The organism is Enterobacter sp. SM3, from assembly GCF_009811935.2.
In the GTDB taxonomy this organism is placed as follows: Bacteria; Pseudomonadota; Gammaproteobacteria; order Enterobacterales; family Enterobacteriaceae; genus Enterobacter; species Enterobacter asburiae_D.
This window is the reverse complement of the sequence record NZ_CP099971.1, coordinates 4,727,315-4,749,390: the sequence shown is the minus strand read 5'-3', so window position 1 is coordinate 4,749,390 and position 22,076 is coordinate 4,727,315. Positions and strand designations below refer to the sequence as shown.

The 22,076-nt window shown below is 56.6% G+C and carries 21 protein-coding genes and 1 pseudogene; 12 read left to right on the top strand and 10 right to left on the bottom strand.

Going from position 1 to position 22,076, the window contains the following annotated elements:
• Positions 1 to 41: 41 nt before the first annotated feature.
• Together rhaA and rhaB are read right to left on the bottom strand one after the other, a co-directional pair.
• A complete protein-coding gene (gene rhaA, locus GVO84_RS22320; RefSeq protein WP_121423268.1) occupies positions 42 to 1,301 on the bottom strand; it encodes an L-rhamnose isomerase in 1,260 nt (419 codons plus the stop codon).
• Positions 1,298 to 2,767, bottom strand: coding sequence for a rhamnulokinase (gene rhaB, locus GVO84_RS22315; protein WP_159515145.1), 1,470 nt, complete (start codon positions 2,765 to 2,767; stop codon positions 1,298 to 1,300). The genes rhaA and rhaB overlap by 4 nt, the downstream gene beginning before the upstream one ends.
• A gap of 301 nt (positions 2,768 to 3,068) precedes the next feature.
• On the opposite strand from rhaB, the gene rhaS reads away from it, so the two are divergent.
• Both rhaS and rhaR read left to right on the top strand, forming a co-directional pair.
• The gene (gene rhaS / locus GVO84_RS22310) at positions 3,069 to 3,905 is read left to right on the top strand and encodes an HTH-type transcriptional activator RhaS (protein WP_121423270.1); all 837 of its coding nucleotides are present in this window, start codon (positions 3,069 to 3,071) and stop codon (positions 3,903 to 3,905) included.
• Between the two features lie 73 nt (positions 3,906 to 3,978).
• On the top strand, positions 3,979 to 4,827 hold the full coding sequence (gene rhaR / locus GVO84_RS22305; RefSeq protein WP_121423271.1) for an HTH-type transcriptional activator RhaR: 849 nt from the start codon (positions 3,979 to 3,981) through the stop codon (positions 4,825 to 4,827).
• Here the strand turns inward: rhaR and rhaT are convergent.
• Positions 4,828 to 5,863 (bottom strand): annotated as a pseudogene (gene rhaT, locus GVO84_RS22300) (L-rhamnose/proton symporter RhaT).
• A gap of 288 nt (positions 5,864 to 6,151) precedes the next feature.
• Here rhaT and sodA point away from each other — a divergent pair.
• Both sodA and yiiM read left to right on the top strand, forming a co-directional pair.
• On the top strand, positions 6,152 to 6,772 hold the full coding sequence (gene sodA / locus GVO84_RS22295) for a superoxide dismutase [Mn] (protein WP_004203668.1): 621 nt from the start codon (positions 6,152 to 6,154) through the stop codon (positions 6,770 to 6,772).
• Between the two features lie 71 nt (positions 6,773 to 6,843).
• Positions 6,844 to 7,518 carry a 6-hydroxyaminopurine reductase gene (gene yiiM / locus GVO84_RS22290; protein WP_159515144.1) on the top strand — a complete coding sequence of 225 codons (675 nt, stop codon included), beginning with the start codon at positions 6,844 to 6,846 and terminating at the stop codon, positions 7,516 to 7,518.
• Between the two features lie 99 nt (positions 7,519 to 7,617).
• Here yiiM and cpxA read toward each other — a convergent pair whose 3' ends face one another.
• Together cpxA and cpxR are read right to left on the bottom strand one after the other, a co-directional pair.
• Positions 7,618 to 8,991, bottom strand: a complete 1,374-nt coding sequence (cpxA, locus tag GVO84_RS22285) for an envelope stress sensor histidine kinase CpxA (RefSeq protein ID WP_023309731.1) — start codon at positions 8,989 to 8,991, stop codon at positions 7,618 to 7,620.
• Positions 8,988 to 9,686 carry an envelope stress response regulator transcription factor CpxR gene (gene cpxR / locus GVO84_RS22280; RefSeq protein WP_006179159.1) on the bottom strand — a complete coding sequence of 233 codons (699 nt, stop codon included), beginning with the start codon at positions 9,684 to 9,686 and terminating at the stop codon, positions 8,988 to 8,990. The genes cpxA and cpxR overlap by 4 nt, the downstream gene beginning before the upstream one ends.
• 150 nt (positions 9,687 to 9,836) lie before the next feature.
• On the opposite strand from cpxR, the gene cpxP reads away from it, so the two are divergent.
• The 7 genes from cpxP to GVO84_RS22245 all read left to right on the top strand — a co-directional run bounded on the left by cpxP (position 9,837) and on the right by GVO84_RS22245 (position 16,501).
• On the top strand, positions 9,837 to 10,343 hold the full coding sequence (cpxP, locus tag GVO84_RS22275) for a cell-envelope stress modulator CpxP (protein WP_121423274.1): 507 nt from the start codon (positions 9,837 to 9,839) through the stop codon (positions 10,341 to 10,343).
• A 198-nt stretch (positions 10,344 to 10,541) separates the two neighbouring features.
• Entirely contained in the window at positions 10,542 to 10,838 is a 297-nt protein-coding gene (locus GVO84_RS22270) for a TM2 domain-containing protein (RefSeq protein ID WP_115876978.1), read from the top strand.
• 197 nt (positions 10,839 to 11,035) lie between these two features.
• On the top strand, positions 11,036 to 11,929 hold the full coding sequence (gene fieF, locus GVO84_RS22265; RefSeq protein ID WP_159515143.1) for a CDF family cation-efflux transporter FieF: 894 nt from the start codon (positions 11,036 to 11,038) through the stop codon (positions 11,927 to 11,929).
• Positions 11,930 to 12,103: 174 nt separating this feature from the next.
• Entirely contained in the window at positions 12,104 to 13,066 is a 963-nt protein-coding gene (pfkA, locus tag GVO84_RS22260) for a 6-phosphofructokinase (protein ID WP_023309696.1), read from the top strand.
• 216 nt (positions 13,067 to 13,282) lie between these two features.
• Positions 13,283 to 14,272 (top strand): sulfate ABC transporter substrate-binding protein, encoded by a 990-nt coding sequence (locus tag GVO84_RS22255; protein ID WP_159515142.1) that lies wholly within the window; start codon positions 13,283 to 13,285, stop codon positions 14,270 to 14,272.
• A 107-nt stretch (positions 14,273 to 14,379) separates the two neighbouring features.
• A complete protein-coding gene (locus tag GVO84_RS22250) occupies positions 14,380 to 15,123 on the top strand; it encodes a CDP-diacylglycerol diphosphatase (RefSeq protein WP_063144377.1) in 744 nt (247 codons plus the stop codon).
• A 73-nt stretch (positions 15,124 to 15,196) separates the two neighbouring features.
• Positions 15,197 to 16,501: an SLC13 family permease gene (locus tag GVO84_RS22245; protein ID WP_159515141.1), complete on the top strand. Its 1,305-nt coding sequence runs from the start codon at positions 15,197 to 15,199 to the stop codon at positions 16,499 to 16,501.
• 48 nt (positions 16,502 to 16,549) lie between these two features.
• On the opposite strand, the gene tpiA is transcribed toward GVO84_RS22245, so the two are convergent.
• The gene (gene tpiA / locus GVO84_RS22240; protein WP_014172206.1) at positions 16,550 to 17,317 is read right to left on the bottom strand and encodes a triose-phosphate isomerase; all 768 of its coding nucleotides are present in this window, start codon (positions 17,315 to 17,317) and stop codon (positions 16,550 to 16,552) included.
• A gap of 111 nt (positions 17,318 to 17,428) precedes the next feature.
• Positions 17,429 to 18,025: a DUF1454 family protein gene (locus GVO84_RS22235; protein WP_121423278.1), complete on the bottom strand. Its 597-nt coding sequence runs from the start codon at positions 18,023 to 18,025 to the stop codon at positions 17,429 to 17,431.
• A 112-nt stretch (positions 18,026 to 18,137) separates the two neighbouring features.
• On the opposite strand from GVO84_RS22235, the gene GVO84_RS22230 reads away from it, so the two are divergent.
• A complete protein-coding gene (locus tag GVO84_RS22230) occupies positions 18,138 to 18,557 on the top strand; it encodes a DUF805 domain-containing protein (RefSeq protein WP_121423279.1) in 420 nt (139 codons plus the stop codon).
• Here the strand turns inward: GVO84_RS22230 and fpr are convergent, their stop codons facing one another.
• The 3 genes from fpr to glpK all read right to left on the bottom strand — a co-directional run bounded on the left by fpr (position 18,558) and on the right by glpK (position 22,074).
• On the bottom strand, positions 18,558 to 19,304 hold the full coding sequence (gene fpr, locus GVO84_RS22225; RefSeq protein WP_159515140.1) for a ferredoxin--NADP(+) reductase: 747 nt from the start codon (positions 19,302 to 19,304) through the stop codon (positions 18,558 to 18,560). It lies immediately after the preceding gene.
• Positions 19,305 to 19,400: 96 nt separating this feature from the next.
• Positions 19,401 to 20,411 carry a class II fructose-bisphosphatase gene (gene glpX / locus GVO84_RS22220; protein WP_054829771.1) on the bottom strand — a complete coding sequence of 337 codons (1,011 nt, stop codon included), beginning with the start codon at positions 20,409 to 20,411 and terminating at the stop codon, positions 19,401 to 19,403.
• Between the two features lie 154 nt (positions 20,412 to 20,565).
• Positions 20,566 to 22,074: a glycerol kinase GlpK gene (gene glpK, locus GVO84_RS22215; protein WP_063144383.1), complete on the bottom strand. Its 1,509-nt coding sequence runs from the start codon at positions 22,072 to 22,074 to the stop codon at positions 20,566 to 20,568.
• Positions 22,075 to 22,076 lie beyond the last annotated feature (2 nt).

The window sequence follows — 22,076 nt, the reverse complement described above, 5'->3', positions numbered from 1 at the left end:
TCCCTCTCCCCTTTGGGGAGAGGGCAGGGGTGAGGGGGCAATTACCCGCGCTGACTCAACACGTCTTTCTCGTACGCCCGCACGTTGTCCAGCCACTGGCTGCCCGCCGGGGCGTCGTTACGCTGGCAGTACATCTCCCACACCGCCTGCCACGGCAGGGATTTCTGCTCTTCCAGCAGCGCCAGACGCGCAGTGTAGTCGCCGTTAGCCTCCAGCTGTTTCAGCGTGGCGACAGGCTCCAGCAGCGCGCGCAGCAGGGCTTTCTTCATGTTGCGGGTGCCGATAACCCACGCCGCGATGCGGTTGATGGAGGCATCGAAGAAGTCGAGGCCGATGTGCACGCGGTCAAAGAGGTCGTGACGGATGATTTCGCTGGCAATCGCCTGGGTTTCGTCATCCAGCAGCACCACGTGGTCGCTGTCCCAGCGCACCGGACGGCTGACGTGCAGCAGCAGGCGCGGCACGTAGAGCATGGCGGCGGAGATTTTGTCGGAGATCACCTCGGTCGGGTGGAAGTGGCCGGCATCCAGGCACAGCGCGGTCTGGCGGCTGGTGGCGTAACCCATATAGAACTCGTTCGAGCCAACGGTATAGCTCTCGGCGCCAATGCCGAACAGCTTGCTCTCTACGGCGTCGATGTGGTGCGCCGGGTCCAGCTTCTCGCTGATGGCCTCATCCAGCGCGGCCAGCAGGCGCTGGCGCGGAGCCAGACGATCGACGGTGATGTCCTTCATGCCGTCCGGGATCCAGATGTTCATCACCGACGGCGTGCCGAGCTGCTCGCCGAAATACGCCGAGACGCGGCGGCTGGCCTTCACGTGGTCGATCCAGAACTGGCGGATGTCGTCGTCCGCGTGGGCGAGGGTAAAACCGTCCGCGCTCAGCGGATGTGAGAAGCAGGACGGATTAAAGTCCAGGCCCAGCCGGTTGGCTTTGGCCCACTCCACCCAGTTCTTAAAGTGTTCTGGTTTGATTTCGTTGCGCGCCACCGGCTCGTCGGATTCGAGATAAATCGCGTGCAGGTTCAGCCGTTTTGGCCCCGGGATCAGGCTCAGCGCCAGCGCCAGGTCGGCGCGCAGTTCGGTCGCGTTACGCGCTTTGCCAGGGTAGTTACCCGTGGCCTGAATACCGCCCGTCAGGGAACCGCCCGGGTTCTCGAAACCGGCGACGTCATCGCCCTGCCAGCAGTGCATGGAGACGGGCAGACGGTCGAGCTGGCGCAGCGCCTCTTCGACATCCACGCCGACGGCGGCGAAACGCTGTTTAGCCAGGCCCCAGGCTTGTTCTAATTGAGTGGTCATGCGCAAAGCTCCTTAGTCAGTCGGTTTTGCTGAAACTGCGCCCGAAAGCGGGCAATTTCACGGCAGGGATTGGGGGTAAAGGTGGTCAGTCTGGCGTTCGCCGCCACCACCGAACGGAAGTCGTCAACGTTGGACAGTTCGTCCAGGGCCATCAGCTGAATGCCGATATTGCCGAGCGTGGAGGCCTCCACGGGACCTGCCACCACGGTGATGCCGCAGGCATCCGCGCAGAGCTGGTTCAGCAGCTGGTTCTGGCAGCCGCCGCCCACGATATGCAGCTGGCTGAACGGTTTTCCGCGAAGGCTCGCCAGCTCGCTGAGGATGTCGGCATACAGCAGGGCGAGGCTGTCAAAAATGCAGCGCGCCAGTTCGGAAGGGCTGGACGGCACCGGCTGTCCGCCCTCAACGCAGGCGGCCTGAATTTCGGCGCTCATATGCGCCGGGTTGATAAAGCGGTCATCGTTCGGGTTGATCAGGAACGTGCAGGCCTTCAGCTTCTCGGTTTCGGCGATAAGCGCAGGCAGGTCGGTAACGTTCTGCTCTTTCAGCACCCGCTGGAGCAGCCACAGCCCCATGATGTTTTTCAGTACGCGGTAGCGCCCTTCGGCACCGCCTTCGTTGGTAATGTTTGCGGCCATCGCGGCGTCGCTGGCGTACGGGGTTTTGCTCTCAAAGCCCATCAGCGACCAGGTGCCGGACGAGAGGTACGCCGCGTCTTTACTCGCAAGTGGGGAGGCTATCACCGCGCTGGCGGTATCGTGGCTAGCGACGGCAACGACGGGGATTGCGTTCCCCTGGGGGCAAATCCAGTGACCTATCACATTGCCCGGGTGAGTTGGCGTGCCGAACCAGGAAGGCGATGCCCCCGTCCAGGCCAGCAGATGTTCGTCCCAGCTATCCGAGTTGATATTGACCAGCTGCGTGGTGGTGGCGTTGGTATATTCCCAGTTCATGTTGCCGGTCAGGCGATAGCTCAGGTAGTCCGGGATCAGCAGCGCGTGGGCCACGTCCGCGACCAGCTCCGGCTGCTGCTCGACCAGAGCGCGCAGCTGATAGAGCGTGTTAAACGGCAGAAACTGAATGCCGCTGCGCCCGTAGATGTTGTCCTTGCCAAGCTGGGCGATAGCGTGCGCCATAAGGCCGTCGGTGCGGCTGTCGCGATAAGACACCGGTAAGCCGACACGCTCGCCATGGCTATCAAGCAGAACGTAGTCCACGCCCCAGGTATCGATGCCGATGCTGTCGATGCGAATGCCATCGTCGCAGACGTTGTTCAGTCCGATACGGATCTCCGCCTCCAGGGCATCGATATCCCAGGCCTCAAAACCGTCCTGCTTTTGCAGGCAGTTGGCGAAACGGTGCATTTCGCGAAGCGAAAGCGTGTGCTGCTCACGGTCCCAGCTCGCGAGCATTACGCGGCCGCTGGATGCGCCTAAATCGACAGCCACACAATGGCGAAAAGTCATGGTCGGGTCCTTTCTTTAGTCATTAGCGGTGAGTGTAAAAAAGGGAAGAAAAAGTCACCTTCTCACCACTGACAGGCCAAATCTCGCGCTGGCAAGAAAGCAAAGGTGAATGTGAGGGAGTTCACAGTTTCCGGCAGCGGCGGGATCCTCAGGCAGTGTGACGCTGGCCGCATTTCCCGATCTTTCCCCCTGTTTCTTGAAAAATGGACAGCTTTTGCGAGGTTTACTGCCAAAAATTGAAGGTGAGCGAGGGAGGCCTTAATTACTATTTTGAGAACATTTTTCATTGGTGGGGGCCGTTATGACCGTACTGCACTGCGTGGATTTTTTTCCTTCAGGAGGTTCGCCTGTCGCGATTGAGCCGCGGCTTCCTCAGGCTGCGTTCCCGGAGCATCATCATGATTTTCATGAGATTGTGATTGTTGAGCGCGGGACGGGGATTCATGTCTTCAATGGTCAGCCCTATACCATCAGCGGCGGTACGGTGTGCTTCGTGCGCGACCACGATCGGCACCTGTATGAACATACCGACAACCTGTATCTGACTAATGTGCTCTACCGTTCCCCGGATGCGTTCCAGTTTCTTTCGGGGCTGAATCAGCTGTTGCCCCAGGAGCAGGACGGACACTATCCGTCGCACTGGCGGGTGAATCAGTCCATCCTGCAGCAGGTGCGTCAGCTGGTGGGCCAGATGGAGAAGAGTGAGGACGGGCAGGAGACGCACGCCATTGCCACTCGCGAACTGCTGTTTATGCAGCTTCTGGTGCTGCTGCGCCGCAGCAGCCTGGTGGAAGGGCTGGAAGATAACAACGCGCGCCTGAACCATCTGATGGCCTGGCTGGAAGATCATTTCGCCGAGGACGTCTGCTGGGAAACGCTGGCGGATGATTTTTCACTGTCGCTGCGTACCCTGCATCGCCAGCTTAAGCAGCACACCGGGCTGACGCCGCAGCGCTACCTTAACCGCCTGCGCCTGATCAAAGCGCGTCATCTTTTACGTCATACCGACGAAAGCGTCACAGATATTGCCTACTGCTGCGGTTTTGGCGACAGCAATCACTTTTCAACGCTGTTTCGCCGGGAATTTAGCTGGTCGCCGCGCGATATTCGTCAGGGGAAAGACGCGATGCTTCAGTAACGCGAGGGCAGTCACCGTTTTATTTCCGCAAAAAAGCTAATAGTGTCAGGTTATTCGGCGTAGAGGTCGTGGTGTGGCTGCTCAGTTAATTCTTCGCAAAGATGATTTTTATGCCTCCGCGAGTCAGGCCGTCACGGTGGCCGATCGCTACCCGCAGGACGTGTTTGCCGAACATACCCACGAGTTTTGCGAGCTGGTGCTGGTGTGGCGCGGTAACGGCCTGCACATCCTCAACGACCGTCCCTACCGCATTACGCGCGGCGATCTGTTCTATATTCGCGCGGAGGATAAACACTCCTACGCCTCGGTTAACGACCTGGTGCTGCAGAACGTTATTTACTGTCCGGACAGGCTCAGGCTTAACGTGGACTGGGCCGCGAACATTCCAGGCTTTCATGATGCTAAGGGTTCTCCACACTGGCGCTTGAGCAGTAACGGCATGGCTCAGGTCCGGCAGGTTATTTCTCAACTGGAGCAGGAGAGCCAGAAAAACGACCCGGTGGCTAACCAGCTGGCGGAGTTGCTTTTCGCCCAGCTAGTGATGACGTTGAAGCGCCACCGTTACGCCACTGATAACCCCTCCGCCACGACGCAGGAAGCGCTGCTGGATAAGCTCATCACCCGGCTTGCGGGCAGCCTGAATAAAAACTTTGTACTGGAGAAATTCTGCGAGCAGGAACAGTGCAGCGAGCGCGCGCTGCGCCAGCAGTTTCGCACTCTGACCGGGATGACGGTGAACCACTATCTGCGCCAGCTGCGCATCTGCCATGCACAATATCTCCTGCAGCATACGGAGTGGATGGTCAGCGATGTGGCGATGTGCTGCGGCTTTGAGGACAGTAACTACTTTTCAGTGGTGTTTAACCGCGAGGTGGGGATGACGCCGGTACAGTGGCGTCATCGCAGTCGAAAAGGGTCGTAATCAATTTGCCATGCCGAGGCCGACGATATTGGCAGCGATAATAATCACCACGCAGCCGAGGCTCAGTACGCCAACCGGACGACGTCCGGCGTTCTTCCACTCTTTCAGCACCAGCCCTACCAGCCCGCCGCAAAGTACGTAGAAGCTCATGTGCAGCATCCAGCTTATGTAGTCGTACTGCGCCGGAATACTGGCGTGGCCCCAGGCGTAGAAGAAGAACTGCAAATACCACATCAGGCCGCCGAGCGCGGAGAGCAGCACGTTGGTGATGATAAGCGATGTTGCCAGCGAGAAGTCGGTTTTTACCGACAGGTTTTTGACTTTTGCCAGACGAATAAAGCAGAAGCCCAGGTTAACCATCGCACCGCCACCCATAATCACGACATAGCTCGGCAGCGCAACGTACAGCGGGTCGACGCCCAGCGCGGCGGCCGCTTCGTGCATCGGTTTGGCGGCGTTCATGGCGAACGACATGCCGGCCGAGAAGATGCCGCACATCACCGCCAGCAGCAGGCCTTTCTTCAGGTTAAAATCCTCGGCTTTAATGCCCATCTTGCGCTCTTTCAACTGCCCCCGCGCGAGTCACAATTCCTACGCCAATGACCGCCACCAGCACGCCCAGGAGCGTCATCCGCCCACCCTGAGTATGAATAAGCACGTCGAAGTTGCCGTTGAGAATTGGCGTCATCAGGGTACCGACGATCAGCGTGATGCCAATCGCGATACCAATACCCATCGACATGCCGAGATAGCGCATGGTGAGGCCATAGTTGATGTTGCCGACGCCCCACATCGCGCCGAACAGGAACACCGGCAGCAGGGTGGAGGCGCTGAAGGAGGAGAAGTAGCCCCAGAAATCGGGCAGCAGCATGGCGCTAATGGCCCAGGGCAAAATCAGCCAGGAGACGATCCCGCCGACGGACCACATGGTTTCCCAAGACCAGCCCCTCACTTTTTTAAACGGAGCATAGAAACAGGCTGCACTGGCAGCGCCTATCAAATGCCAGAAGATACCCATCGTAATCGCATGATTCATTTTTACACCCTCATCGTTTTTATCGTCAGTGGCTTCCCACCGACTTGAGGAGTGTAAAAATTAGGCGGTTTGGGAACCTTCAGAAGGTTGCCGCATATGTGTTCTGGATGGCAATCAGCACGTTAACCGCGTGAGCAGACGCACATTTCCGCTATTAATCGAAAAACGAATAACCATATAAAAACTACGGCATTGATAATCATTTTCAATATCATTTAATTAACTATAATGAACCAACTGCTTACGCGGCATTAACAGCTGTGCCGCCCGACAATAATGGAGAGGATTATGAGTTATACACTGCCATCCCTGCCGTATGCCTACGACGCACTGGAACCGCATTTCGACAAGCAGACGATGGAAATCCATCACACTAAACACCACCAGACCTATGTGAACAACGCGAACGCCGCGCTGGAAAGCCTGCCAGAGTTCGCTAACCTGTCTGCTGAAGAGCTGATCACCAAGCTGGACCAGCTGCCAGCGGACAAGAAAACCGTTCTGCGTAACAACGCTGGCGGCCACGCAAACCACAGCCTGTTCTGGAAAGGCCTGAAGACCGGTACCACCCTGCAGGGCGACCTGAAAGCGGCTATCGAGCGCGACTTCGGCTCTGTTGACAACTTCAAAGCGGAATTCGAAAAAGCCGCTGCAACCCGTTTCGGCTCTGGCTGGGCGTGGCTGGTTCTGAAAGGCGACAAGCTGGCGGTAGTGTCTACTGCTAACCAGGACTCCCCGCTGATGGGTGAAGCAATTTCTGGCGCATCCGGCTTCCCAATTCTGGGCCTGGACGTGTGGGAACACGCTTACTACCTGAAATTCCAGAACCGTCGCCCGGACTACATCAAAGCCTTCTGGGACGTGGTGAACTGGGACGAAGCAGCAGCACGTTTCGCCGCTAAAAAATAAGGTTGCATTGACGCTTGTGAGAAGCGAGTCTTATGACTCGCTTTTTTTGTATCTGCGTAATGGAGGCAGCAATGCATTACCCGGTGAACGTGTTTACAGGCAAGGTCAGGGAGTACGACGGCAGCCGCCCAAGCGCCATCGCCAAAATTCAGGTCGACGGCGAGCTGACGTTAACCGACCTCGGGTTGGCGGGTGACGAGCAGGCCGAAAAGAAAATCCACGGCGGGCCCGAGCGCGCGCTGTGTCACTATCCTCGCGAACACTATCAGCACTGGAAAACCGAGTTCCCCGAGCAGGCGGACCTCTTCGTCGCCCCCGCGTTTGGCGAGAATCTCTCCACCGAAGGGCTCACCGAAGAGAACGTGTTTATCGGTGATATCTACCGCTGGGGCGATGCCCTGATTCAGGTGACGCAGCCGCGCTCGCCGTGCTTCAAGCTCAACTACCATTTCGGCATTCAGGATATGTCTGCTCAGCTGCAAACAGCAGGCAAAACCGGCTGGCTGTACCGCGTGGTGCTGGCAGGGCAGGTTTCTGCGGACGCGCCGCTTGAGCTGGCGTCGCGCCTGAGCGATGTGTCTGTTTATGACGCCTGCGCCATTGCCTGGCATATGCCGTTTGACGACGAGCAGTATCACCGCCTGCTGTCGGCGGCGGGGTTATCCACCAGCTGGACAAGAACGATGCAGAAGCGGCGCCTAAGCGGCAAGATTGAGGATAATTCGCGGAGATTGTGGGGGAAGTAACTGCCCCTCACCCCGTCCCTCTCCCCAAAGGGGCGAGGGTGAAAAGACCGCACCGAGCCGTCCCCTCTCCCCTATGGGGAGAGGGTTAGGGTGAGGGGATTACGAACGCTTATACAACGGTAGCCACAGCGTTAACCGTAGTCCACCCAGCGGGCTGTCGTCGGCTTTCACCCAGCCACGGTGCTGCTGCATGGCGGTTTCAACAATCGCCAGACCCAGTCCCGTACCACCCGATTCCCGGTCGCGCGCCTCATCGGTACGATAGAACGGACGGAAAATCTGCTCGCGGTCTTCCGGGCTGACGCCAGGACCGTCGTCATCGACAATGACCGTAATCCCGTCTTTATCCACCGAGAACGCCACCTCAATCTTGGTATGCGAGTAGCGCAGGGCGTTACGCACGATGTTCTCCAGCGCGCTTTCCAGCGTGTTGGGGTTACCGTATAGCGGCCACGGGCCCGGCGGGAAGTTGACGGTGAAGGATTTACCCATCTGTTCCGCTTCGAACGCTGCGTTGTCCAGCACCTCGTGCCACAGGTGATTGGCTTTCACCGTTTCGCTGACCAGCGCGTTTTTCTGCTGATTGCGCGACATCACCAGCAGGTCGTTGATCATGCTGTCCAGGCGGTGAGCTTCCGTTTCAATACGCTCCAGCTCTTTGCTCTCACCGCTGCGGCGGCGCAGGAGCGCGGTGCCAAGCTGCAAGCGCGTAAGCGGGGTACGCAGCTCGTGCGAGATATCCGACAGCAGACGTTGCTGTGCGGTCATCATGCGATCGAGCGCGCTCACCATCTGGTTAAAACTGGTCCCGGCGGCAAGGAACTCCTGAGGTCCGGCTTCCAGTTCAGGGTGTTGTCGCAGGTTACCCTGAGCCACTTCATCGGCGGCATTCTTCAGCTTACGCGCCGGTTTTGCCAGGCTCCACGCCAGCCATAACAGCAGCGGCGAGCTGACCAGCATGGTAACAATCAGCAGCAGGAGAGGGCGGTCAAACAGCAGGTTGATAAAATCAGACTGGGAGTTACTCGCCGGTCGGATCAGGTAGAGCTGATAATTATCCTCTCCGTCTCTGACGGAGAAAGGCCCCACCATTTCTACGCGGCCATATTTCTTCTTCTGGGGATGATCGGCGTTATCCGCCTGGCCAATGAAGTTACGGATAATCTGCATTTCATTGCGATCGGCCCCAATGACGCGGCCTTCGCTGGTCACCAGCAGCAGGCGTTGTCCGGGCGGCGCCCACTTGTCGATAGCGCGAAACAGCCTGCGCCACCACATTAAATCGTTCGGCGGATCGTTTGCCAGCTCGGCTTCCACGTGCTGTTCGATCATCACGCCCTGACGTTGCTCGCTGTCGAGAAGCTCCGTCATCTGGCGTGAGTCGAGTTTTGGCAACATCAGTACGAGCATTAAAACCAGTGCCAGCGTCAGCCAGAAGATGGCGAAGATACGGGCGGTTAAGCTTCCTATCATGAAGCGGAAACCATCAGATAACCGCGACCACGCAGGGTTTTAAACCATGGGTGACCGTCTTTACGCTCCGGCAGCTTACGGCGCAGGTTAGAGATGTGCATGTCGATGGCGCGGTCAAACGGGGTCAGACGTTTGCCCAGCACTTCCTGACTTAAATGCTCACGCGATACCACCTGGCCGAGGTGCTGCGCCAGCAGATACAGCAGGGTGAACTCCGTGCCGGTCAGTTCCAGCGTCTGGCCATCAAAGCTCGCTTCCTGACGGCCCGGGTTCAGGCTCAGGGAGTCGACTTCAAGGGTAGGTGAGCTGTTGTCGGTATTTTGCTGCTGCTCGCTCCAGTGGGAACGACGCAGGATAGCGCGAATACGGGCAACCAGTTCACGGTCGTTAAACGGCTTCGGTAAATAGTCATCCGCGCCCAGCTCAAGGCCGAGTACGCGGTCAAGTTCGCTGCCGCGTGCGGTCAGCATAATAACCGGGGTCTGGTGTGTCTGGCGAAGCTCTTTCAACGTATCAATGCCGTTTTTCTTCGGCATCATCACGTCGAGCAAAAGTAAATCGATGCTGTCGTCAAGGAGACTCAGCGCCTGCTCGCCATCATGGGCAACCAGGACGTTGAAACCTTCCATGTCGAGCAACTCCTTTAAAAGGGATGTGAGCTCTCGGTCATCATCAACTAACAGGATTTTATTCATTGTTTAAATACCTCCGAGGCAGAAATTACGACATCAAGGCCGTCTAATCCATGACTTTACGTTGTTTTACACCCCCTGACGCATGTTTGCAGCCTGAATCGTAGACTGTCTCTCGTTGAATCGCGACACGAAAGATTTTGGGAGCAAGTGATGCGCAAAGTTACCGCTGCCGTCATGGCCTCAACGCTGGCGTTCAGTGCGTTTAGCCAGGCTGCTGTAGCTATCATCAGCGATAACAGTCCCTTACAAGAGGGTGCAACGCAGAACAGCAGCCAAAGCCATATGTTTGACGGCATAAGTTTAACCGAACATCAGCGTCAACAGATGCGAGATCTGATGCAGAGGGCACGACACGACCAGCCCCCTGTTAATGTTAGCGAAATGGAGACAATGCATCGCCTTGTCACCGCAGAAAATTTTGACGAAAGCGCTGTACGCGCTCAGGCCGAAAAAATGGCACAGGAACAGGTTGCCCGCCAGGTAGAGTTGGCGAAGGTCCGCAACCAGATGTTCCACCTGCTAACGCCCGAGCAGCAAGCGGTTTTGAACACCAGACATCAGCAGCGAATGGACCAGCTGCGTGAGGTTGCACGGATGCAGCGAAGCTCAGAAACGACGTTTTTCAGTAGCAATAGCAGTACCCGTAGTAACCAGTAAACCCTGTTTTCCTTGCCATAGACACCATCCCTGTCTTCCCCCACATGATGTGGGGGTTTTTTTTTATTCCTTCTTCTGCCCCCCCTAAATCAAGGGCTCATTATTTTCCTTGCGACGATATATTCTTTTTTAAAATAGTATTTTTCTTAATTGTTTGTAAAATATGCAAGCTACTGATAAGAAACAAAAGGGGATATCATGTCAGGAATGGTTTTTTGCCGAGGATGTGGCAAGGAGTTGCACAGTACCGCTAAGGCCTGTCCGCATTGTGGCGCAAGCCAGGTTGCAGCAGGAAGTAAAAATAAGCTTACCGCAGCATTGCTCGCTTTCTTCTTAGGAGGCCTGGGCGCACATAAATTTTACTTAGGTAAGATTGGCCAGGGATTCCTTTACCTCATCTTTTGCTGGACCTTCATACCGTCAGTCATTGCCTTCATTGAGTTTATTATCTATCTGTGCACCTCTGAAGACGATTTTGCCAGAAAATATGGTTAAGTGCTGACTTAGCATTTTCAGGTTTCAAACCAGGAAAGCCCCTTTTTAACGGGGCTTTCTTATTGATGTACGCCACGGCTACTTCTCTTCATCTGCGACAGGTCTTTTGCTCGTCATTCTCTTTTGTTAACCGTTTATTCATCCTTCGACTCCCCATGCTTCCGTTATAATAGCGGCATGACATGACAGGAGCGTTTATGAATCAATCCTATGGAAGACTGGTAAGCCGGGCCGCAATGGCCGCGACGGTAATGGCGTCGTGTTTGCTGGTCATTAAGGTTTTCGCGTGGTGGTATACCGGTTCGGTCAGTATTCTGGCGGCGCTGGTGGATTCGCTGGTGGATATTGCCGCCTCGCTGACCAACCTGCTGGTGGTGCGTTACTCCCTGCAGCCAGCGGATGAAGAGCATACGTTTGGGCATGGCAAAGCGGAGTCGCTGGCCGCGTTGGCGCAAAGTATGTTCATTTCCGGTTCTGCGCTTTTCCTGTTTCTGACCGGCATTCAGCATCTCGTTTCCCCGACACCGATGAAGGATCCCGGCGTGGGCGTGATTGTGACGGTCGTTGCGCTTATATGCACACTTGTTCTGGTAACGTTCCAGCGCTGGGTTGTTCGCAAAACGCAAAGTCAGGCTGTACGGGCGGATATGCTTCATTATCAATCTGATGTTATGATGAATGGGGCTATTCTTATTGCGCTCGGTCTGGCCTGGTATGGCTGGCATCGGGCCGATGCGTTGTTTGCGTTAGGGATTGGTATCTATATTTTATATAGCGCCCTGCGGATGGGGTATGAAGCGGTGCAATCACTGCTTGACCGCGCCCTCCCGGACTCAGAACGTAATGAAATTTTTTCCATCGTGACTTCCTGGCCCGGCGTCAGCGGTGCACACGATCTTCGAACGCGGCAGTCAGGGCCGACCCGCTTTATTCAGATTCACATTGAAATGGAAGACAACCTGCCACTGGTACAGGCTCACGTTATTGCTGAGCAGGTCGAGCAGGCGATTTTGCAGCGTTTTCCTGGTTCAGACGTCATCATTCACCAGGATCCCTGCTCGGTTGTACCCGGTCATGTTGGGCTTTCGTAATTCGTTGTAAAAAAGTGAGCCAGGCCAGCATTTTGTGTATAAATTACCGCCATTTGGTCTGACCTGAATCAATTCAGCTGGAAGGGATTGATATACTATTTGCAGTATTCGTTGGTCGATAAGTTTCTTCCGGCAACAGATTTCAATTTTGCATTCCTAAGTTCAGAGGTAGTCATGATTAAGAAAATCGGTGTGTTGACAAGCGGCGGTGATGCGCCGGGCATGAACGCGGCAATTCGTGGTGTTGTCCGTGCAGCGCTGACGGAAGGCCTGGAAGTTTTTGGCGTTTATGACGGTTATCTGGGCCTGTATGAAGATCGTATGGTTCAGCTCGACCGTTACAGCGTGTCTGACATGATCAACCGTGGCGGTACTTTCCTCGGTTCTGCACGCTTCCCGGAATTCCGTGATGAACACGTTCGTGAAGTGGCTATCGAAAACATGAAGAAACGCGGCCTGGACGCCCTGGTGGTTATCGGTGGTGACGGCTCCTACATGGGTGCAAAACGTCTGACCGAAATGGGCTTCCCGTGCATCGGTCTGCCTGGCACCATCGACAACGACATCAAAGGCACTGACTACACTATCGGCTTCTTTACTGCACTGGGTACCGTTGTTGAAGCGATTGACCGTCTGCGTGACACCTCGTCTTCTCACCAGCGTATCTCTATCGTTGAAGTGATGGGCCGTTACTGCGGCGACCTGACGCTGGCGGCAGCCATTGCGGGCGGTTGCGAATTTATCGTCGTGCCAGAAGTTGAATTTAGCCGTGAAGATCTGGTGGCTGAAATCAAAGCGGGCATCGCGAAAGGTAAAAAACACGCGATCGTGGCTATCACCGAGCACATCTGTGACGTTGACGAGCTGGCGAAGTACATCGAAGCCGAAACCAAACGCGAAACCCGCGCAACCGTACTGGGTCACATTCAGCGTGGCGGTTCCCCAGGCCCTTACGACCGTATTCTGGCGTCCCGTATGGGCGCGTACGCTATCGATCTGCTGCTGCAGGGTCACGGCGGCCGCTGCGTCGGTATTCAGAACGAAAAACTGGTTCACCATGACATCATCGACGCGATTGAAAACATGAAGCGTCCGTTCAAAGGTGACTGGCTGGACTGCGCGAAAAAACTGTACTGATCGGCGTTTGTTTTGTGCCGGGTGGCGGCTTCGCCTTACCCGGCCTACAAGGCACGGTTCGTAGGCCCGGTAAGCGAAGCGCCACCGGGCTTTTTTGTTCGCACAATTTGCCTTTTTATTCCACTACGTTATAGCCAATCTTTTTTTATTCTTTAATCCTCGAATCGCTTTCTGGCACGCTGCATTCATCAAAACACTACATAAGAGAGCTGGGCGATGAATAAATGGGGCGTGGGTTTTACATTATTGCTGGCATCGACCAGCGTTCTGGCTAAGGACATCCAGTTACTGAACGTGTCATACGACCCGACGCGTGAACTGTACGAGCAATACAACAAAGCGTTTGCAGCACACTGGAAGCAGGAAACCGGTGACAATGTCGTGGTTCGCCAGTCTCACGGTGGTTCTGGCAAGCAGGCGACCTCCGTCATCAACGGGATTGAAGCCGACGTGGTGACCCTGGCGCTGGCCTACGACGTCGACGCTATCGCCGAGCGTGGCCGCATCGACAAAAACTGGATCAAACGTCTGCCGGATAACTCCGCACCCTACACCTCGACTATCGTCTTCCTGGTGCGTAAAGGAAACCCGAAACAAATTAAAGACTGGAACGACCTGATCAAACCGGGCGTTTCTGTGATTACCCCGAACCCGAAAAGCTCCGGCGGCGCTCGCTGGAACTACCTCGGCGCGTGGGGTTATGCACTGCATCACAACAATGGCGACCAGGCCAAAGCGCAGGAATTCGTGAAGGCGCTGTATAAAAACGTTGAGGTGCTGGACTCCGGCGCGCGTGGCGCCACCAACACCTTCGTCGAGCGCGGGATTGGCGACGTGCTGATCGCATGGGAAAACGAAGCCCTGCTGGCCACCCACGAGCTGGGCAAAGACAAATTTGAGATCGTCACCCCAAGCGAATCGATTCTGGCTGAGCCGACCGTCTCTGTAGTCGATAAAGTGGTTGAGAAGAAAGACACCAAAGCGGTAGCGGAAGCGTACCTGAAGTATCTCTACTCACCGGAAGGCCAGGAAATTGCGGCGAAAAACTTCTACCGTCCACGCGATCCGGCCGTTGCGAAGAAATACGAAAGCGTATTCCCTAAACTGAAACTCTTCACCATCGATGACGAGTTCGGCGGCTGGACCAAAGCGCAGAAAGAGCACTTCTCTAACGGCGGCACTTTCGACCAGATCAGCCAGCGCTAACCATTAGCCAATGACACAGTAACCCGGCGTGAGAAATCCGCCGGGTTTTTTATTTGGTCATCATTTTGCGTTACTCTTTTGCCTCTATTGAAAACAGGGAACGCGTTGTGAAAAAAATTATCTTATTGATCCTCATTGTCATCGCCCTTGCCGCTGGCGGCTGGTACTGGATGAAGGCGGGTAATCCGAATGCGTTGCGACATATCGTTCTCGACCAGTGTGTGCCGAATCAGATCCAGAACCGTAACCCGGCGCCGTGTGCGCAGGTGAAAACGGATGCAGGCTATGTGGTATTTAAAGATCGCAACGGGCCGCTGCAGTACCTGCTGATGCCGACATATCGCATCAACGGTACCGAGAGCCCGCTGTTGACCGAAGCTCATACGCCGAACTTTTTCTGGCTGGCGTGGCAGTCGCGCAGCTTTATGACCCTGAAGCGTGGATCCGAGGTGCCTGACAGCGCCATTTCGCTGACGATTAACTCCCCGACGGGTCGTACGCAGAACCATTTCCATATTCATATCTCCTGCCTGCGCCCGGACGTACGCGAGAAGCTCAACGCGGCGCAGGGAGAAATCAGCACCCAGTGGCTGCCTCTACCTGGTGGGCTGGAAGGGCATGAGTATCTTGCTCGCCGGGTGACGGAGAATGAACTGGTCCAGCGCAGCCCGTTTATGATGCTGGCAGAAGAGCTGCCGGAAGCGCGCGACCATATGGGGCGCTTTGCCCTGGCGATGGCGCAGCAGTCGGACGGCTCGTTTGTGTTGCTGGCGACCGAGCGCAATCTGCTGATGCTCAACCGCGCGTCGGCAGAGGAATTGCAGGATCATCAATGCGCTATCCTGAAGTAACCCCACCATAAATCGCGTTTACTCGGGCTGCCTGTCACCGTAGACTTGCTGAAAAATTCTACAGGAGACAGGTATGTCGCTCTGGTTAACGTATCCTCTGCTGCTGCCCTCACTGATCGTTGGCGTCACCATCGTGCTGTGGGCGACGTCGCTATTGCCGGAATTTATCACCGCGCTGCTGTTCTTCACGGCGGCGATGACCGCCAGAATCGCCCCGCCGGAGGTCATCTTCGGCGGTTTTGCCTCGTCGGCTTTCTGGCTGGTATTCAGCGGCTTTGTGCTCGGCGTGGCGATCCGTAAAACCGGACTGGCGGACAGGGCCGCCCGGGCGCTGTCGGCAAAGCTCACCGACTCGTGGGTGTTGATGGTGGCGAGCGTGGTACTGCTGAGCTATGCGCTGGCGTTTGTGATGCCGTCGAACATGGGGCGTATTGCGCTGCTGATGCCGATTGTCTCGGCGATGGCAAAACGCGCCGGTATCGCCGACGGCTCCCGCGCCTGGTATGGGCTGGCGCTGGCCGTGGGGTTCGGGACTTTCCAGCTTTCGGCGACTATCCTGCCTGCTAACGTCCCTAATCTGGTAATGAGCGGTGCGGCGGAAGGCTCGTACGGCATCCATCTGAACTATGTCCCGTATCTGCTGCTGCACACGCCGGTGCTGGGCATTCTCAAAGGCCTAATCCTGATTGGCCTGATCTGCTGGCTCTTTCCCGGTAGCCCGAAACCGCCGAAGGAACAGGCACCGTCAGATCCGATGGGGCGGGACGAAAAGCGTCTCGCCTGGCTGCTGGCGGTGGTGCTGGGGATGTGGGTGACGGAGAGCTGGCACGGCGTGGGGCCCGCGTGGACGGGGCTGGCGGCATCGATCATCGTCATGCTGCCGCGCGTTGGCTTTATCACCGGGGAAGAGTTTTCAGCGGGCGTGAACATGCGTACCTGCATTTACGTCGCGGGTATTCTCGGTCTGGCAATCGTGGTGACGCAAACCGGTATCGGAACGGCTGTGGGCGAGGCACTGCTTCGCATTATGCCGCTGGATGCAGGCAGACCGTTCACCAGTTTCCTGGCGCTGACCGGTATTACCACCGCACTCAACTTCATTATGACCGCCAACGGCGTGCCGGCGCTGTACACCACGCTGGCGCAGAGTTTTTCGGACGCGACCGGTTTCCCGCTGCTGTCGGTGATCATGATTCAGGTACTGGGCTATTCCACGCCGCTGCTGCCGTATCAGGCGTCGCCGATTGTGGTGGCCATGGGGCTCGGGAAGGTGCCTGCAAGGGCGGGGATGGTGCTTTGTCTTGCGCTGGCGGTGGCAACCTATCTGGTGCTGCTGCCGCTGGATTATCTGTGGTTTAGCGTGTTAGGTAGGTTGTAGGGTTTTTGTAGGGCGGGTAAGCGCAAGCGCCACCCGCCACAAAGGCAATTACGCCTGTTTAGCCGCTTCTGCCGCTTTAACGATCACCGCGAAAGCGTCCGCTTTCAGGGATGCACCGCCAACCAGCGCGCCATCGATGTCTGGCTGGGTGAACAGCTCAGCAGCGTTGGAAGCGTTAACGGAACCGCCGTACTGAATGATCACTTGCTCAGCGACCTTCGCGTCGGCTTTAGCAATGTGGTCACGAATGAATTTGTGAACCGCCTGAGCCTGCGCAGGGGTTGCAGATTTGCCGGTACCGATCGCCCAGACTGGCTCGTATGCGATTACCGCGCCTTCGAACGCTGCCGCGCCCTGAGTTTTCAGCACTGCGTCGATCTGACGTGCGCACACTTCTTCGGTTTTGCCCGCTTCGTTTTCCGCTTCGGTTTCACCGATGCACAGAACCGGGATCAGACCCTGCTCTTTCAGCACGGCGAATTTCTTCGCGATGAACTCGTCGGATTCTTTGTGATAGGTGCGACGCTCGGAGTGGCCGATGATGATGTATTTCGCGCCGATATCTTTCAGCATTTCAGCGGAGGTTTCACCGGTGAACGCGCCAGACAGGTTAACGTCAACGTTCTGCGCGCCCAGAATGATGTGGCTGCCGTCAGCGGCGTGTTTAGCCAGATCCAGGTACATATCCGGCGGAGCGATAGCAACCGCGCAGCCCGTCACGCCAGCCAGCTCTTTACGCAGGTTCGCAACCAGCTCGTTTACCATGTGGCGGCTGCCGTTCAGTTTCCAGTTACCCATCACTAAAGGATGTCGCATTTCAATTCTCCACGCTAAATAAGCGAATTAAGGAATATGGCCACCCTGTCGGGCAGCATGGTCTGTGAATCAGTATAGAGATTTTCCCTCGAAAGGCTTTGCTTTTTGTCATTAATTCGCCCCGCCGAGAGTGTCAGATAGTGCCAGCTTAATCGGTTCAACAGCGAAGGTCAGTCCTTTTTCGCCGTTGTCCGCCACAACATAGCGGATCGCGCCTTCGGTATCGGCGTAGTAACGCTTGTTTTTCCCGGCAGTAAGGAGTTTTTGCAGCTTTTGCTGACTTTGCTTTTTCGTCAGCGCAGGGGTGAAGGCCTGCAGTACCGCGCTCATGTACTCCAGCGCTTTCGCCTTAGCGGCTTTCTGCTCTGGCCCCTGTATCGGCAGCCAGGTGATTTGCATGCTTTTAATTTTTAACGTACCGCGTTCCAGCGCCGTGGAGGCATACAAATTCTCGTTAATCTTGCTTGCCGCACGGGTCAGGGTAGGCGCGTCGCGGGGACCATCAATAGCGCGAAACTCATCCAGCGGGAGCGTTGGGTTGGCCTGATTGAAGGCTTCACGAAACTGGCTGATGGACTGATCGAACGACGGCGCGCCCGCCAGCAGATAGGGTGCTGTGGTCGGGGCAGTGGTTTCGGCGGCGTGCAGGGGATACCCCACGCTGAGCAGCGCTAAACACAGGAAGAGAGAACGTGCCGAACTTTTCATCAACATTGCCCCTGGCCGTAAGTGCTCATGATTAAAACGATATCTGGTCGGCTTGTCAAAAGGTCACAACTCCAGGGTAAAATGCGCGCTATACGATAATAAGGAACCTTACATGACCATACAGCAGTGGCTGTTTTCGTTCAAAGGGCGTATTGGACGCCGTGATTTCTGGATCTGGATGGTGACGTGGATTGTCGCCATGCTGCTTCTGTTTTTCGTTGCTTACAATGCCTGGCTGAGCACGCAAACGGCGGCCTTCGCGCTGGTCTGCCTGCTATGGCCAACGGCGGCGGTTGTGGTAAAACGGCTGCACGATCGCGGACGTTCCGGCGCGTGGGCATTTCTGATTATTCTGGCGTGGATGCTGGTAGCGGGAAACTGGGCGATGCTTCCGTCCATCCTGCCGTGGGTCGTGGGCAGGCTGCTGCCGTCGGTCATCTTCGTGATGATGATTGTCGATCTGGGCGCGTTTATTGGCACCCAGAGCGAAAACAAATACGGTAAAGACACCCTTGAGGTGAAATACCGCTGATCACCAGTAGTGTTCGGCGGTCATATGGCCCGGTCGGCGACGAAGGTGTTTCGTCATCTGCCGGGTATCCTTCAGAAGCTGCTGCGTGTCACGTACCATCTGCGGGTTGCCACACAGCATGACGTGGCTGGTTTCAGCGTTAAGCGGCAAACCCACCGCGTCTTCCAGGGCTCCACTCTCAATTAACGCTGGGACGCGACCGGTAAGCGCTCCTGCTACGGTTTCACGGCTGACCACCGTCTGAATCTTTAACTTCCCGCCGTACTGCTGTTCAAGCGCCTGCATCTGCGGAAAATAGCTCAGGTCTGCGGCGTAGCGCGCAGCGTGCACCAGCACGATGTTTTTAAAGCGTTCCAGATCTTTGCCGTACTGCAATATAGAGAGATAAGGGCCGATGGCCGTACCGGTTGCCAGCATCCAGAGCGTGTCACAGTCAGGGATCTCTTCGAGCACAAAGAAGCCTGCCGCTTCACTCACAATTTGCACGTCGTCGCCGGGCTTTAGGGCGGCAAGGCGCGGGCTGAGCTTACCGTCCGGAACGGTGACCAGATAGAACTCGAGATCCGGGTTATCAGGTGCGTTAACGTAAGAGTAGGCGCGCTGAACGCGCTCGCCGTCGACGTCCAGCCCCAGCTTCGCAAATTGCCCGGCTTTAAACGGGTTAACGGGAGCATGTACGGTGAGACTAAATAGCGCATCGGTCCAGAACTGTACCTTTGTGACTTTACCTGTTACCCAGTCCGCCATGATCTTCTCCTGTGCTGTTTCTCTGTTCTATCTTCCGTACTTGTGGTGACAATTTCCAGCCCGTCAGGGCCGGAAAGCTCTATCGATCAAACGGTTTTACAGAATGTGCGTCTGCACGTCCGGGTCTTTGCGGTCGAGATAGTGGATAGACTGGATGCGGCGAATGGTGCGTGATTTACCGCGGATCAGCAGCGTTTCGGTGGTGGCCATATTACCCTTGCGGGTGATGCCGTCCAGCAGATCGCCTTTGGTGATGCCGGTCGCGGAGAAGACAACGTTGTCGCTACGCGCCATCTCGTCCAGAGCCAGCACTTTATTGGCCTCGATGCCCATCGCTTCGCAGCGCGCCAGCTCGTTTTCCCCGATACGGCGGTTCTCTTCGCTGTCGCCTTTCACCTCATGGCGGGGCAGCAGACGGGCCTGCATATCGCCATCCAGCGCGCGGATCACCGCCGCAGAGACGACACCTTCCGGCGCGCCGCCGATGCCGTACAGCACGTCGACTTCGCTGTCCGGCATGCAGGTCAGGATCGAGGCGGCAACGTCACCGTCCGGAATGGCAAACACGCGCACGCCGAGCTTTTGCATCTGCGCGATGGTGGCGTCGTGGCGCGGTTTTGCCAGAATCGTCACGGTCAGTTCGCTAAGGGGTTTGCCCAGGGCTTTGGCGATGTTGTGCAGGTTCTCTTCCAGCGGCAGGCTAAGGTCGATTGCGCCTTTCGCGCCAGGACCGACAATCAGCTTTTCCATGTACATATCCGGCGCGTTGAGGAAGCAGCCCTTATCGCCCACGGCCATCACCGCTAAGGCATTGGCCTGACCCATCGCCGTCATGCGGGTGCCTTCGATCGGGTCAACCGCGATATCCACGGCATCGCCTTTGCCGGTACCGACTTTTTCACCGATGTAGAGCATCGGCGCTTCGTCGATCTCGCCTTCGCCGATCACGATGGTGCCGTCGATGTTGACCTGGTTAAGGACAATGCGCATGGCATGGACGGCTGCGCCGTCTGCGGTATTTTTGTCGCCACGACCCAGCCATTTATAACCTGCGAGGGCGGCAGCTTCGGTGACGCGGGAAAACTCGATAGCAAGTTCACGTTTCATGAGGTACTCGTGCAATCAAAAGGAATTGCACGAAGTTTATCACAGAGTGGGTAAGGTGCGGTCTGTACTCCCCTCACCCTAACCCTCTCCCCAAAGGGGCGAGGGGACTTAAAACACCCTCTCCCCTTTGGGGAGAGGGCCGGGGTGAGGGGGCTTACTCTTCGTGCTCTTCCCACGCCAGGGCACGTTTCACCGCTTTCTTCCAGCCGCTGTAGCGGAAGTTACGCTCGGTGGTTTCGATACCAGGGCGGAATTCGCGTTCGATAACCGCTTTTTCCTGCAGCTCGTCCAGGTTCTGCCAGAAGCCTACCGCCAGACCGGCAAGGTACGCCGCGCCCAGCGCCGTCACTTCACGCACTTCAGGGCGCTCAACGCGGGTGCCCAGAATGTCGGACTGGAACTGCATCAGGAAGTTATTCGCTACCGCACCGCCGTCCACGCGCAGGGCGTGCAGACGAATGCCGGAGTCAGCCTGCATCGCTTCCAGAACGTCGCGCGTTTGGTAGGCGATGGATTCCAGGGTGGCGCGAATAATGTGGTTAGAGTTCACACCGCGCGTCAGGCCGAAAATCGCGCCGCGTGCATACGGATCCCAGTACGGTGCGCCCAGACCGGTGAACGCAGGCACCACGTACACGCCGTTAGTGTCTTTCACTTTGGTCGCGAAGTACTCGGAGTCGAACGCATCGCTGATCAGCTTCATCTCGTCGCGCAGCCACTGGATAGACGCGCCGGCCATGAACACCGCGCCTTCCAGCGCATAGTTCACTTCGCCGCGCGGGCCGCAGGCGATGGTGGTCAGCAGGCCGTTTTCTGATTTCACCGCTTTCTCGCCGGTGTTCATCAGCATAAAGCAGCCGGTGCCGTAGGTGTTCTTCGCCATCCCTTCCTTGACGCATAGCTGGCCGAACAGCGCCGCCTGCTGGTCACCGGCGATACCGGCGATAGGAATACGGGTGCCGCCTTTACCGCCGATGTTGGTCTGACCGTACACTTCTGAAGACTTACGCACTTCAGGCAGCATCGCGCGCGGAATGTCCAGCGCGTCCAGCATCTTGTCATCCCACTCCAGGGTGTTGATGTTGAACAGCATGGTACGCGAGGCGTTGGTGTAATCGGTGACGTGAACGCGTCCCTGGGTCATCTTCCAGATAAGCCAGGTGTCGACGGTACCGAACAGCAGCTCGCCGCGTTTAGCACGCTCGCGTGAACCTTCCACGTGGTCGAGGATCCATTTCACTTTGGTGCCGGAGAAATACGGGTCAATCACCAGGCCTGTTGCGCTACGGATGTAATCTTCCATGCCCTCGCGCTTCAGTTTTTCGCAAATTTCTGCGGTGCGGCGGCACTGCCAGACGATGGCGTTGTAAATAGGCTTACCGGTTTCGCGTTCCCAGACCACGGTAGTCTCACGCTGGTTGGTGATACCAATCGCGGCAATCTCGTCGGAACTGATATCGGCTTTCGCCAGCACTTCGACCAGCGTGGAGCTTTGTGATGCCCAAATCTCCATCGGGTCGTGCTCTACCCAGCCTGGACGAGGATAAATTTGCTCAAATTCGCGCTGTGACACGCTGACGATGTTCGCGTCATGATCCATTACGACAGCGCGGGAGCTGGTAGTGCCCTGGTCGAGCGCAACGATATATTTTTTTTCGGTCATGG